12 protein-coding genes are annotated in these 13,111 nt (G+C 72.1%); 11 read left to right on the top strand and 1 reads right to left on the bottom strand.

Features of this window, described 5'->3' with window-relative positions; all coding sequences use genetic code 11:
• Positions 1–314 precede the first annotated feature (314 nt).
• The 11 genes from V7E46_RS04780 to V7E46_RS04830 all read left to right on the top strand — a co-directional run bounded on the left by V7E46_RS04780 (position 315) and on the right by V7E46_RS04830 (position 10,643).
• A complete protein-coding gene (locus V7E46_RS04780) occupies positions 315–1,334 on the top strand; it encodes an amino acid--tRNA ligase-related protein (protein ID WP_329172842.1) in 1,020 nt (339 codons plus the stop codon).
• Positions 1,335–1,464: 130 nt separating this feature from the next.
• Positions 1,465–2,301 (top strand): class I SAM-dependent methyltransferase, encoded by an 837-nt coding sequence (locus V7E46_RS04785; protein ID WP_333767228.1) that lies wholly within the window; start codon positions 1,465–1,467, stop codon positions 2,299–2,301.
• Entirely contained in the window at positions 2,301–3,086 is a 786-nt protein-coding gene (locus V7E46_RS04790; RefSeq protein ID WP_333767229.1) for a class I SAM-dependent DNA methyltransferase, read from the top strand. The genes V7E46_RS04785 and V7E46_RS04790 overlap by 1 nt, the downstream gene beginning before the upstream one ends.
• A complete protein-coding gene (locus V7E46_RS04795; RefSeq protein ID WP_333767230.1) occupies positions 3,083–4,117 on the top strand; it encodes a S66 peptidase family protein in 1,035 nt (344 codons plus the stop codon). The genes V7E46_RS04790 and V7E46_RS04795 overlap by 4 nt, the downstream gene beginning before the upstream one ends.
• Positions 4,118–4,151: 34 nt before the next feature.
• Positions 4,152–4,907, top strand: a complete 756-nt coding sequence (locus V7E46_RS04800; protein ID WP_333767231.1) for an SDR family NAD(P)-dependent oxidoreductase — start codon at positions 4,152–4,154, stop codon at positions 4,905–4,907.
• Between the two features lie 72 nt (positions 4,908–4,979).
• Positions 4,980–6,023, top strand: coding sequence for a phytanoyl-CoA dioxygenase family protein (locus V7E46_RS04805; protein ID WP_329172853.1), 1,044 nt, complete (start codon positions 4,980–4,982; stop codon positions 6,021–6,023).
• Positions 6,024–6,099: 76 nt separating this feature from the next.
• Positions 6,100–7,020 (top strand): hypothetical protein, encoded by a 921-nt coding sequence (locus V7E46_RS04810; RefSeq protein ID WP_333767232.1) that lies wholly within the window; start codon positions 6,100–6,102, stop codon positions 7,018–7,020.
• A complete protein-coding gene (locus V7E46_RS04815; RefSeq protein WP_333767233.1) occupies positions 7,017–7,571 on the top strand; it encodes a hypothetical protein in 555 nt (184 codons plus the stop codon). The genes V7E46_RS04810 and V7E46_RS04815 overlap by 4 nt, the downstream gene beginning before the upstream one ends.
• 37 nt (positions 7,572–7,608) lie before the next feature.
• Positions 7,609–8,718, top strand: coding sequence for a hypothetical protein (locus V7E46_RS04820; RefSeq protein WP_333767234.1), 1,110 nt, complete (start codon positions 7,609–7,611; stop codon positions 8,716–8,718).
• A gap of 41 nt (positions 8,719–8,759) precedes the next feature.
• Complete coding sequence (locus V7E46_RS04825) at positions 8,760–10,274, top strand: Gfo/Idh/MocA family oxidoreductase (RefSeq protein ID WP_333767235.1); 1,515 nt, start codon at positions 8,760–8,762, stop codon at positions 10,272–10,274.
• A gap of 219 nt (positions 10,275–10,493) precedes the next feature.
• Entirely contained in the window at positions 10,494–10,643 is a 150-nt protein-coding gene (locus V7E46_RS04830; RefSeq protein ID WP_329172858.1) for a hypothetical protein, read from the top strand.
• Positions 10,644–10,662: 19 nt separating this feature from the next.
• Here the strand turns inward: V7E46_RS04830 and V7E46_RS04835 are convergent, their stop codons facing one another.
• Positions 10,663–12,435, bottom strand: a complete 1,773-nt coding sequence (locus tag V7E46_RS04835) for a sialidase family protein (protein WP_333767236.1) — start codon at positions 12,433–12,435, stop codon at positions 10,663–10,665.
• Between the last annotated feature and the right edge of the window lie 676 nt (positions 12,436–13,111).

Raw genomic sequence — 13,111 nt, forward strand, 5'->3', positions numbered from 1 at the left:
CCCTGGCACTGGCCGACCCCGCCGTAGCCGCGGCCCTGGCCGGCGCCAGCGTCCGCAAGGTGATCGTGCGCGCGCCGAAACTGGTCAACATCGTCGTCCAGCCTGTCGCACCGGTGATTCCGCAATAGCCGGGCAGCACTCGGACCGGAAATTCAAAAAATCTGCTTGATGGACTCTTACGAACAAGCCGCACACCCGCTAGAGTTAATTCCGTACGAACGAAGAATTATATTTTCGGCATTGCCGAAAATGTGCGTCCGCCCACCGTTCAAAACAAGGGATTGCACTGCTGAGAAAAGGATGGTGAGGGCTTCTTGAGCGCGCTCGGCGAGATTTCACATGGGGGCTGGCGACCAGCTCCGAACCGCTTCTTAGAGATAGTCGGCCAGTCGTTCTACCGGACTCTGGTCGACCTTCAGGATACGGTGACTGTGGCCACCACCGGATTCTGGCGAAGCCGTGGCGTCAAGGCACTGCACCTGCCGATAACCACCGACAGCGTGTCGAGCCCCATGGGCCTGGGGAGCGACTCCTCCCCGGTCGGCATCGACCTGTTCGGCCAGCGCACCTACCTCGCCGACTCCATGCAGTTCATGCTGGAGTACGGCTGCCGCTTCAACGAGGAGGGCGCCTGGTACCTGATGCCGAGCTTCCGCGGCGAGGACGCGGACGCCACGCACCTCAACCAGTTCTTCCACAGCGAGGCGGAGATCCGCGGCGACCTCGCCGACGTGATGGCGAGCGTCGAGTCGTACATGCGCGTGCTGGCCGACGCGGCGCTGAAAGAGTGCGGCAAGGCGCTCAGTGCCAGGTCAGCGGGCATCGAGCACATCGAGGACATGGCCGAGCGTACCGACTTTCCCCGGATGACCATGGACGAGGCGGTCGAGCACCTCGCGGGCGACCCGCTCGCCGTCCACGACTCCGGCCAGTGGCGCTCCCTGACCCGGCACGGTGAGCGGCGTTTGCTGGCCGAGGTGAGCCCGGTGCTCTGGGTGACGCACTTCGACCACCTGTCGGTCCCCTTCTACCAGGCGTACGCGCCCTCCGGCCGGCGCAGCGCGCTCAACGCCGACCTGCTCTTCGGTATCGGTGAGGTGGTCGGCGCCGGCGAGCGCCATGTCACCGGTGACGAATGCCGGAGCGCGCTGGCCCACCATTCGGTGGACGAGGACTCGTACCGCTGGTATGTCGCCATGAAGGACGCCACTCCCATGCAGACCTCCGGTTTCGGTATGGGGATCGAACGATGGCTCATGTGGGTGCTGAGCCATTCGGATATTCGCGACCTCCAGTTGGCGCCGCGACTGAATGGTGTCGCCATCGCCCCTTAGGGGGCGTCGCCCCCACGCCCCCTTCCCTTCCCGTCCATACGGGCAGGTGTCCCTGTCGAGCTGTGGTCAGTGCTGCTCCGCACTGTCCGGCGGCATTCCCGGAAAGAAAGGTAAACCGCCTGTGTCCCTCATGACGGACGAACAGTACGAGGAATTCTTCGAGCCTTACGCGGGCAATGTGGAAGGCTTCTACGAAGCGGACTACTGGAAGCTCAGCGACGCCCTCGTGCAGGAGCTCTTCCGGCGCCACCTCCAGGTGCGGCCGGGCCAGCACATCCTCGACGCGGGCGGCGGGACCGGCCGGTGGGGGCTGTGGTGCGCGGAGGCGCTGGGCGTGGAGGTGACCGTGGCCGACAAGTCCTCCCGCATGCTGGAGACGGCGGCCTCCAACGTCGCGGCGGCCGGGGCCGGCGACAAGGTGCACCTCGTCGAGTGCGACCTGGAAGACGCTCCGCAGTTGCCCGACGCCGCGTACGACGGCGTCATCAGCACCTACGGCGTCCTCAGCTTCCTCGACAACCCCGCCGCGGCCTTCGAGACGCTGCACCGCGTCATGAAGCCCGGCGCGCACGGCCTGCTGATGAGCCACTCGCTGTCCAACGCCGTTCACTCCAAGATCAACCGGGACGGCGCCGACCCGGCCGAGCTGCGCGAGCTGATGGACACCGGGATCGTCAAGTGGGCTCCGCATGTCCCGCCACTGCGCGTCTACTCCTCGCAGGACCTGCGTGACCTCGGCGAGAACGCCGGCCTCCAGGTGGAGCGGGTCTTCGGCGTCACCACGCTGGCCCAGCCCGGCCCCGAGGACTTCGGCTACCCGTACCAGACGATCAGCGCGGTCTCCAAGCGGCTCCAGGAGGAGGAGTACTTCCAGACCCTCCTCGACCTGGAGCTGAAGGCGTCCGAGCATCCGGAGTGGGCCGACCGGGGCGTCAACTTGATGGTGCACGTACGCAAGGCCGGCTGATGGGGACCCGGACGCGGACAGACGGGCCGCTGAAGCCGTACGAGGCGCTGTCCGCGGTGTACGACGCCTGGACGGCGAACAACGACTACGACGCGTGGGCCGACTTCATCGACGCCCGGCTGCGCCAGCACGCCCCCGGCGCCGCGGACCTGCTGGACGTGTGCTGCGGTACGGGTCTGCTGACCGCCCGGCTGCAGAAGCGCGGCTACCGGGTCGCCGGGGTGGACAGCTCCGAGGGGATGCTGGACAAGGCCCGCGGCAATGTCGCCGACGGAACCCGGCTGGTCCGGGCGGACCTGCCGGCGGCGGCACTGCCCGGCGGGTTCGACGCCGCGGTGTGCACCTTCGACAGCGTCAACTACATGGCGGGCGAGGGCGGCCTCGTCCAGCTGCTGGAGTCGGTGGCGGCGGCGCTCTCCCCCACGGGCGTCTTCCTCTTCGACGTCAACACCCGCGGGAAGCTGGAGAACATCTTCGGCGACAGCCACTACGGCGACGACTGCGGTGACTTCGCCTACGTGTGGCGCAACCGGCACCACCCGGAACAGCAGTCGGTGGACTTCCTCATCACCCTCTTCCTGCGGGAGGGCGACGCCTTCGCCCGCTACGAGGAGCACCACCGCCAGCGGTGGTTCTCCCACGAGGAGATCAGGGCCGCCGCCGACCGGGCCGGCTTCCGGGTGCTGGAGGTCCTGGACGACTACACCCCGGCGCCCGCGACGCAGGACAGTTTCCGGGAGACCTGGGTGCTGGCCAAGCCCGCGGCCGGGACAGCCTCGCCGTGACCGACCACATGACGGCACCGGCCGCCGGGGCGGCGGCGATCCGGCCCCGGCGGCTCGCCCGAGGCGACGTCATCGGGGTGTGCACGCCGTCCGGGCCGGGGGCGGTCTTCGCCCCCGGCCGGTTCGCCCGCGGCCTCCAGGCGCTCCGCGACCGCGGCTTCCGGGTGGAAGTGGGCTCGCAGTCCGGCGCCTCCGGCCACTCGGCAGGTCCCGCGGAGGCCCGGGCGGCCGAGCTGAACGGGTTCCTGCGGGACGGACGGGTGCGCGCGGTGGTCTGCACGATCGGCGGCTACACCGCCAACGGGCTGCTGCCGTACCTCGACTACGAGGCGTTCGCCGCGGATCCCAAGCCGGTGGTGGGGTACAGCGACCTCACCGCGCTGCTGCTCGGACTGCACGCCAGGACGGGCGTGGTCACCTTCCACGGCCCCACCCTCATGCCGGAACTGGCCGAATTCCCCGACGTGCAGAAGTACAGCGACACCTCGCTCTTCGGTGCGCTGACCGCCGCGGTGCCGGCCGGCGTCCTGCGTCCTCCTGAGCAGTGGACGCAGGAGTTCCTGCTGTGGGACAAGGACGACGACCGGCCGCGCGACACGGTGCCGCACCAGGGCTGGGAGTGGCTGGCCGGCGGGGCGGGCGGGGGCCCGCTGCTCGGCGGCAACCTGGAGACCCTGTGCGCGCTGCTGGGCACTCCCTATGTGCCGTCCTTCGACGGCGCGGTGCTGTTCTGGGAGACCTGCGAGAGCAATCCGGCCCTGCTGGAGCGGGCGCTGACCCAGCTGGACGCCGCCGGGGTGACGGCGCGGCCGGCCGGCATGGTGGTCGGCCGGTCCTTCCGCGCCCCGGAGGGCTTCGAGGAGCAGCTGCGTGCCACGGTCGCCGCACGCTACGGGGGCCGCGGCTTCCCGGTGCTCGCCGGTGTCGACCTGGGCCACACCGACCCGATGCTGACGCTGCCCGTCGGTGTCCCGGCGCGGCTCGACGCGGCGGCGGGCACCTTCGAACTCACCGCCGCCGGCGTGCGCTGAGCCGGCAGCCCCCCCTCACCCGACGGAGTAGACGATGCCCCCACTGGCCCAGGAGCACCCCCAGGCCCCGCCGGAGCGGCGGCGGACGGCCCTGGTCGTCGGCGGCAGCCAGGGGATCGGCCGGGCCGCCGCCGCGCAACTGGCGAAGGAGGGCTGGACGGTGTGGACCGCCGCGCGACGGCCCGACCCGCTGCCGGCCGGCACCGGAGCGCTGTGCGTCGACGTACGCGACGGGGACTCGGTGCGGGAGTTGCGCGGCCGGGTGGGGGCAGGGACCGACGGGCTCGACCTCCTGGTGGTGACCGCGGGCGGGGCGGCGGTACTGGGAAGGATGGCCGACATCACGCCCGACGACGTCGCGGAGATGCTCGCCCAGCACGTCGTCGGCGCCTACCGCGTGGTGCGGGCGTTCCACGACCTGCTGGCGGCCCGCCGCGGTCAGGTCGTGCTGATGCTGTCCCGGATGGGCCGGGCACCGCGTATGCACGGCCACGCGTACGGCACGGCCAAGGCCGCGCTGGAGCACCTGGCCGGGTGCCTGGCCCTGGACCTGGCCGCGGCCGGGGTGCGCGTCAACTGCGTCAGCCCCGGAGCGGTGGACACCGCCATGTTCCGCACCGCGCTGCCGGACCGCGACCCGCGGACCGCGCTGCCCGCCGACGACGTCGGCCGGCTGATCGTCCGGCTCACCGGCCCGGAGTTCGGATCGCTCAACGGCGCGGTGCTCGACCTGCCCGGCGATCCCGCGTCGCGCTCCGGGCCGGCCGGCCCGCCACCGTACGGCGGCTGACCCCGCCCGCCGCCGCGGCACCACCGCACGCCCATCCGATGCACCGCGCCCACCCAGGAGGTAGCAGGCGTCATGGCAGGACCTTCCGCTTCCGCGGTCGAACGCTTCACCGACTCCACGGATCTGCTGCCGGACCCCGAAGCGCTGCGGGCCCGGCTCGACGAGGACGGCTACCTCTTCCTGCGCGGCCAGGTGGACGTCCGGCAACTGGCCGCCGTCCGGGCGGACTTCCTGGCCGCCATGGACGAGGCCGGCTGGCTGGCAGGGGACCGGGAGGAACGCCGGGCGGTCGCCGAGAAGTTCTGCGTCGAGCCGATGGCCGACTACCGCCGGGTCTACCACCGCGCCTGGCGCTCGGAGGCCTTCCACCGGCTCCCCCATTCCCTGCTGGACACGGTGGTCACCCCGGTCCTGGGTGAGGAGGCGCTGCTGCACCCGCGGCAGATCGGCCGCATCGTCTTCCCCTCCGACCACTCGCCCGACGGCGGGGACTACACCACTCCGCTGCACCAGGACTACGTCTCCGTACAGGGCACGCCGCGGACCTGCACCGCCTGGGTGCCGCTGCACGACGTGTCGTGGGAACAGGGTCCGCTGGCCGTCGTGCGCGGCTCGCACCGCGACGGGGTGCGGGAGAGCACGCTCGCCTACGGCACCGGCGGAATGGAGATCACCGACGTGCGGGAGGAGGACCTGCGCTCCCAGCCGTTCGAGGCCGGCGACATGCTCGTCTTCCACAGCATGACCGTGCACCGCGGCATGCCCAACCGCACCGACCGCTTCCGGCTGTCGATGGACTTCCGCTTCCAGCCGCGCAGCGAACCCATCAACGAGCTGAGCTTGGAGCTGAACTCCGGCGACCTGAACTGGGAGTCGCTGTACGCCGGGTGGGAACGGCGGGAGCTGGCCTACTTCTGGCGGCGCGGCCCGCTGACCACGGTCCCGTTCGACACCTCCTACGAGGACGCCCGCAACGAGAAGGCGATCGAGTTCGCCCGCCGCGGCGACCGGCGCGCGGTCTCGGCTCTGCAGCGGATGGCGGTGCACGACAGGTCGGCCGAGCGCCGGGAACTGGCCCGGCGGCTGCTGGCACAGTTGGAGGCCCCCGAAGGGTGAGGGCCGGCCGGCCCGCGACGGCCGCCGGTGGTACCGCCGGCCGTGACGACCCTCCCGACACACCGAGGAGCGGCATATGCGCGCAACGTTGATCGACGACCTGCCGGACGAGAAGCTGGCCACCGCCGTGGCGGACCTGGTGCGGCCCGGCGGCCGGTGGCGGAAAGTGGACCGCGGCTACACCCAGGCGCAGCAGTGGATCGTCCGGTGGCCCGACGGGCGGTCGGTGTTCGTCAAGTCCGGCACCGACGCGCTGACCTGGGGCTGGCTGGAGGCCGAGATCGGCGTGTACGCGGCGGTGGACGCCCCGTGGATGCCGCGCCTCGTGGCGTCCGCCGGCGACGGCCAGGGCTGCGGGCCGGTACTGGTGCTGGAGGACCTGCACGAGGCGCAGTGGCCCGACCCGTGGGAGGACACCATGGTCGCCGCCGTCGTGGCGACCCTGGAGGAGGTGCACGCCCGCATCGCGCCGGCCGGGCTGCCGCCGCTGTCCGACCGCCGCGACGTGCTGCACGGCTGGCCGCTGGTGGCCCGCGACCCCAGGCCGTTCCTGTCCACCGGGCTGGCCGGCGCGCGGTGGCTGGAGCGGGCGCTGCCGGTCCTGGAGGCGGCCTCCGCCCGGGCCGACCTGTCCGGCGACGCCCTGCTGCACCTGGACCTGCGCAGCGACAACATCTGCCGCCACCGCGGCCAGGTCAAGCTGGTGGACTGGACGTGGGCGTGCCGCGGCAACCCCGTCTTCGACACCTGTGCCTGGCTGCCCAGCCTGCACGCGGAGGGCGGCCCCCGACCGGAGCGGATCGCCCCGGGACAGCCGGAGTTCGCGGCGATGCTGGCCGGCTACTTCTGCTCGCAGGCGGGACTGCCGCCGCAGCAGCCCGGCTCGCAGCGCCGCGCCGTCCAGCGCGCCCAGGCGGCGGCGGCGCTGCCGTGGGCGGCCCGCGAACTGGGCCTGCCCGACCCCGGGGACGCCCCGCGGGAAGGAGTCCCGCGGTGACCGCGGACCAGTCCCGCGCCGCCGGCGACGGCGCGGGACAGCACCGGCAGCACGCCCAGTTGCGGCGGCTGCCGGCCGCCGGACCGCGCCGCTTCGCCGCAGCGGTCGAGCAGTTGGCAGCCGCCGGCTGGGAGCGGATGAGCCCGGTCTTCGCCATACCGGCCGGCGACGCGACCCGCGCCTACCGGGGGCTGCGGGTCCCCGAGCAGCCGCGGTTCGCCACCCGGCGGACCCTCGCCTCCCGGCAGAGCACGCGGGAGTTCACGCTGCGCACCGCCACACTCGACTTCGACCTGGTGACCGGGGCACGGCTCCAGCACGGCGGCCTCGACCAGCTGCTCTACTCCATCGGCGACGCGCTCGTGGGGGACGCCGTCGTCCCCGACGTGCTGCTGGCCGACGGATGGGCCCGCGCCCGTACCTTCCACCCCGAGGCGATCCTGGAGACGCTGCATGCCTTCTTCGGCCATGTCGAATCCTCCCTCCAGCAGGCCGGCGACAACCTCGCGCGCTTCCGCGCCCTGGCGCGGGGCCCGCTCACTGATCACTGACCCGGGCAAGGGGCTGGCCGGCTACCGTGGACGGCTGGTGGCGGCCGGCTATCTGAGCCCGTACCCGCTGGCCCGCGGCGTCTCCAATCTCACCGGCGCCGGGCTGACGCTCGCCGACAACATCATGGGCTTCTTCCTTGACGCCTCGGCCGGGCACTGGGAGGTCGACTCCGTCGCCCATCCGCCGGTCTTCACCGATCCCCTGCCGCACCGCTTCGCGGCGGCCATGTCCGAAGGGTTCGACTTCTACAGCGCCGACGACAGCAGCGGCCTGTGGTTCGACTGCAACCTCGCGCACCTGGACTGGCTGCGCGCCCAGCCCCTGCCGGGGCGGGACGCGGTACGCGCGGTCGCCTCGCACAACGGGATCTACCGGCCGGTGCAGGACGTCCGCAACCTGGTGCGGGACGAGTTCATCCACCCTTTCACCGGCATGCACCTGCTCATGTGCGAGGAGCGCGTGGCGCGCACCTGGACCGAGATCACCGAGGTGCTGGCGGCGCTCGCCGACGCGGTCGGCATCCCCCTGCTGCTGGCAGACCGCACTCCGCCCGAGCACTACGCGCGACGCTGCGTGGCGGCGCTGCTGCCCGCCCCGGGCGGGCAGCTGGAGCCGTGGATGCTCGCCTACGAACTCGGTGACGCCTTCCACGACTACGTGGACCTGCCGGGGTCGCGGATCCTGGAGATCGGGATCTCCGGCCGCATCATCGCCTTCGCCGCCGCCCTCAGCGCGGGGCGCGCCGCGGCCTTCGGGTCCGCGGTGGTGCCCTGCCAGGCCCTGATCGCCGACGCTGCCACCACCGAGGACCGGACCGCGCGGGACGCGGGGCTCCGTACCGCGCCGGCCGGCGGATCGTCCACCCTCACCGGGCTGGCGCCGGTGGTGGTGCACCGGGGGCAGAGCCGCTACAGCGCTCTGCTGGAGGACTACGCGCGCGTGCACGACGCCGACGCGCCCCTGTCCGAGCTGCTGCGCCGCGAGGACGCGGCCCTGCGCGCGGCCGGCGCCGCGGCCCTGTCCGCCCGGGTCACCGAGCGCTACGACCTGGTCGCCGACACCGGCGACCGGACACGGGACGACGGCAAGATCCTCGCCGCCCCCGACGACGCCTGGCCCGGCACCCTCCTGCGCCGCCGCGGCTGAGGCACAAGCCCGATCCCCCACGAGGACAAGCAGAGGGCGACATGAAGAATCTGCTGGTGATTGGCGTTGGCCCGCACGCTCGCAGATCCCACCTGCCCGCCCTGGCCGCCGGACAGGCGGCCGGCCTCGTCGGCACGGTCCGCGGCGTGGACATCCTGGGCGCCGCGGACGCCGCGGTCCCCTACGACGCCGACGACGGACCCCGATCCGTACCGGTCACCCTGGTCGAGCCGTTCGGCTCGGAGGAGCGGACGCTGCCGGACGCCGTCCGGCGCACCCTGGACGAACTCGTGGACCACCGGGGCATCGACGCGGTGGTGGTGTCCACCGAACCCGCTTTCCACCTGGCCTACACCGGCTGGGCGCTGGAGCGCGGCCTGAGCGTACTGCTGGACAAGCCGCTGGGCGTGCGCACCGACGCGTCCACCGACCCCGCGCAGGCAGCGGGCATCCTCACCGACGCGGACGACCTCCTGGCCCGGTACGAGGCCGCCCGGCTGCGGCACCCCGAGATCATGGTGAGCGTGCAGTCGCAGCGCCGCTACCACCCGGCCTTCTGGCGGCTGCGGCAGCTCATCGCGGAGGTCGCCGAGGCGACCGACTGCCCGGTGACCTCCGTGCAGTCCTTCCACAGCGACGGGCAGTGGCGGCTCCCGGACGAACTGCTCGACCTGGACTACCACGGCTACGACCGCGGCTACGGCAAGTGCGCCCACAGCGGCTACCACTTCTTCGACATCATCCCGTGGCTGCTGGCCGCCGGTGAGCGCGGCGGCAAGGTCCCCGACGCGGTGCAGGTGCACGCCCAGGTGACCCGGCCCGCCGACTTCCTCGCGCAGCTCGGCGTCGAGGACCACGAGCGGCTCTTCGACGGCTTCGCCGCCCGCAACCTGTACAGCACGCAGGACCTGGACACCGCGGCCCACGGCTTCGGCGAGGTGGACGCGTTCATCTCGCTGGCCTTCCGGAGCGCCGGCCGCACCCTGACGCTCGGCAGCCTCAACCTCGTGCACAACGGCTTCTCCCAGCGGGGGAACCTCACCCCGGCAGCCGGGCTCTACAAGGGCAACGGACGCGTGCGGCAGGAGACGCACATCGTCCAGCAGGGCCCCTTCCAGGCACTGCACTTCCACTCCTTGCAGACCCTGGACGAGGGCGTCCGCACCGGCGACCGCCACGCGCCGGGCGGCGACCGCCACGTCGAGGTGCACGTCTTCCGCAACAACCGCTTGCGGCCCGCGTGGAAGGCGTACACCCGCCTCGGCCACGAGGCGCTGACCACCATGTCGGAGGGCCAGGTGGCGGTACCGACACAGCAGTCCTCCCGGCGCCGCGCCATGGGGGAGTTCCTGGAGTACGTCAACGGGCGGCGCACCCGCGAGCAGATGCGCTCCGACCTGACCACCCACCGCACGGCCGCCGCCTTGATGGCGGGCGCCTACCAGTCGATGGCCGCCCGGTGGACCGGCGCCTCCCCCGAGGCCACACTGAGCCTGGAGCCGACACTCCCGGACGTCTCCTCCCCCGCCCCCGGCACGGTGGTGGGCACGCTGTAGGCCCTCCCCCGGTCCAGAACGGGGTCCGGACCACCGGGTCTCCCGCCCGCCGCACGGACCTCTCCCGGTGGTCGCTTCGGGACCTCGGCGCGGGCCGCTCCGGCCCCGCCCGGCGGCTCGGCGTGTGATCTCCGCCCGGGTCGGCGTACGGTCTACCTCAGACCGACCCGCCCGCGGGCGGGAGCACGTCGGAAAATCATCACCTCGCATGGGGGACTCATGGCCCAGACAGACCTGTTCTCGGATCCGGTGCGGCCCGAGCCGGTGCAGTACGAGACGCCCGAGCCGTCCGCCGATCCCTTCCGCGTCCCCGACCGGCCCGCCGGGGGCGCCGCCGCCGCACCGTCCTCGGAGGGCGCCCCGGCGTAGCCCCCGGCGGCCGGGGAGGTCAGGCGTTCTCGACCCAGCCGAGGGTGAAGTCGGCGAAGACGATGCCGCCGGTGTCGCCGATCTCGTAGAGGTCGCCCACGGTGCCGTTGTTCAGCACGGCGGTGGTGGAGTAGCCGCTCGCGCCGGCCTTGAGGAGCGCCTCGTGCGGCCAGCTCGCGCCGTCGTCGCGGCTGACCCGCACGGTGAGGTCGGTGCGGGAGGTGCTGGCGGCGTTGCTCAGGACGGCGGTCGAGGTCAGCAGCGGGCGGCCGGACGTGTCGACGTCGGTGGGCCTGAGGTAGGACACCTCGTCCGCGTTGCAGCCCGGGTCGAGCAGGCCGGAGTTCCAGCTCGCGCCGTACGGCGAGGCGACGTTCGCGGCGCCGGTGTCGCTGGCGGTGGCGTACCAGCGGTTGCCGCCGGAGTTGGAGCGCATGTTCTGCACGACCTTGCCGGTGCCGCGCTGGACGGCCTTGTTCTCGTTGACGCCGGTCCCGGCGGAGGTGCCGGCGTGCCAGGTGGCGCCGTGGTCGTCGGAGTAGAGGTTGGAGGCGTGGTCGCCGGCGGAGTCGTGGTAGACCAGCGGCTGGACCAGGCGGCCGGAGGACAGCTGGACGCCGTGTCCTGAGGAGGCGAACATGCCCGCCCAGCTTGCCTCGCGCACCTGCGGGTTGAGGTCCACCGGGGCGCTCCAGGTCGCTCCGTCGTCGGTGGAGGTGATGTAGCGGATGTGGGTGTTGGTGGTGGCGGTCGCGGAGGTGTCGCCCGCGGTGGAGCCGTAGTAGCCGACGCCGGCCTTGGGGGCGTAGGTGAAGAAGCAGAAGACGGTGCCGGTGGTGCGGTCCACCAGCAGGCTGGGGTCCCCGTAGCCCTCGCTGGTGGTGGGGGCGTGCGCGATGATCGCGGGGGCGGTGAAGGTGGCGCCGCTGTCGGTGCTGCGGGTCATGGCGATCTGGATGTTGTTGGTGCCGCCGCCGAGGTCGGCGCTGCCGTCGACGCGGGCGTCCGCGACGGCGATGACGGTTCCGGAGCCGGTGACGGCCAGCGCGGGGATGCGTACGGACTTCGCGGTGCCGTTGTAGAGGCCGTTGGCGCCGTTCAGGCCGGTGATGACGGTGCTGGTGCCGAGCACCGTCCGGGAGTTCATGCCGGGGGTGCCGGCGGCGGTGCCGCAGGTGGCGGTGCCCGACTCGGTACGGCTCCAGGTGCCGGCGCCGGTGTTCAGGGTGTAGGGGGTGCCGTTGGGGACGGTCCAGTACAGGCTGCTGTCCCCGGACATGGCCGGCACGGTGACCGTCCACGGGGAGCCGGCCCTGCCGGGCCAGGCGACGGTGAAGGTCTGCGCGGTGGCGCTGCGGTTGTCCAGGGTCATCCGCAGCCGGTGCGAGGCGGGCAGGGACCCGTCCGCGTTGCGCGGGCAGTCCATGCCGACCAGGGCGTGCAGCGCGCCGGCGCAGTTCAGGGTGCCGCTGACCGTCTGGTCGTAGCCCTGGGGTGTGGTGGTGCGGAAGGTGTAGGCGGTGCCGGACGGCTGGGTGAAGAAGAAGTGGCCGCTGTCGTGCGCGGCCACGTTCGCGGTCCAGGTGCCCTTGCCCGGCCAGTTCAGGGTGAACGTGGTCGCCTGCGCGGCGGTGTTGACGACGGTCTCCTGGATCCGCCCGCCGGAGGCGCAGTCCTGGGAGACGACGGCCGACTGGCCGGTGGCGGCGAGGGCCGCGGCGCCGGGAAGCAGTACGGCCCCGGCGCCCAGGGCCACGGCCAGGACCACGGATCGGATGGCAAGACGTTTCACAGCGCACTCCTCGTACGGTTGTTGACCTCGCGAAAGGGGCCGGGGAGCCGGCCTATCGGCGGTACACGGCAGGCGGGTTGCCACGACCGCCGGCGCCCCGCGCCGTCCTGGCGGTCGTCGGACACGTCGACAGGGTTGAGCTCTCAGGGCCGCCGGTGGGTGTGGGGTGTGCACCGGAGAGATGGACACCAGACATCAGACATCTTACATCTGACATGTCGGTGACCTTAGAGACCCCTCGCCGAGGCCGTCAAGAGTCCGGGCGCACAGCACCGCACTCAGCACAGCCGATCCACTTCAACCACCACAACCGACCGGATATCACCATGAGGCGATGATCTTCGCACTGGACCCTCGCCGCCCTTAGCGGTCCGGCCCGCGCGCCACCCGGGTATACATAGGATCTCTGAGCACTCTCACCGGGTACCACATCAGAAGGGTGCGGCCATCCGTGGATGGAGCGGAGAGCGCTCCCCAGCGGACGGCACGCAGTGCACCGAGGCCGCAGTCTGCGTAATCCGGGCATAAGTCTGCGCACTATTGCCCAGTCGGCCGATATTTCGCACAGCCGTTGACACGGGCCGCTCCCTGCGCTGCACTGTCGGCGATCCGAACTATTGTCATGTCCCGTATTGGAGATCGGAAGTTCCTGTCCCATGCGACGACCACCTCGCAC

This window comes from Streptomyces sp. IBSBF 2435 (genome assembly GCF_036815005.1).
Classification (GTDB): Bacteria; Actinomycetota; Actinomycetes; order Streptomycetales; family Streptomycetaceae; genus Actinacidiphila.

Coding starts and splice junctions, on each gene's coding strand:
- V7E46_RS04790 (WP_333767229.1), top strand. CDS start 2,301: ATGGGGACCCGGACGCGGACAGACGGGCCGCTGAAGCCGTACGAGGCG.
- V7E46_RS04800 (WP_333767231.1), top strand. CDS start 4,152: ATGCCCCCACTGGCCCAGGAGCACCCCCAGGCCCCGCCGGAGCGGCGG.
- V7E46_RS04825 (WP_333767235.1), top strand. CDS start 8,760: ATGAAGAATCTGCTGGTGATTGGCGTTGGCCCGCACGCTCGCAGATCC.
- V7E46_RS04805 (WP_329172853.1), top strand. CDS start 4,980: ATGGCAGGACCTTCCGCTTCCGCGGTCGAACGCTTCACCGACTCCACG.
- V7E46_RS04785 (WP_333767228.1), top strand. CDS start 1,465: ATGACGGACGAACAGTACGAGGAATTCTTCGAGCCTTACGCGGGCAAT.
- V7E46_RS04830 (WP_329172858.1), top strand. CDS start 10,494: ATGGCCCAGACAGACCTGTTCTCGGATCCGGTGCGGCCCGAGCCGGTG.
- V7E46_RS04810 (WP_333767232.1), top strand. CDS start 6,100: ATGCGCGCAACGTTGATCGACGACCTGCCGGACGAGAAGCTGGCCACC.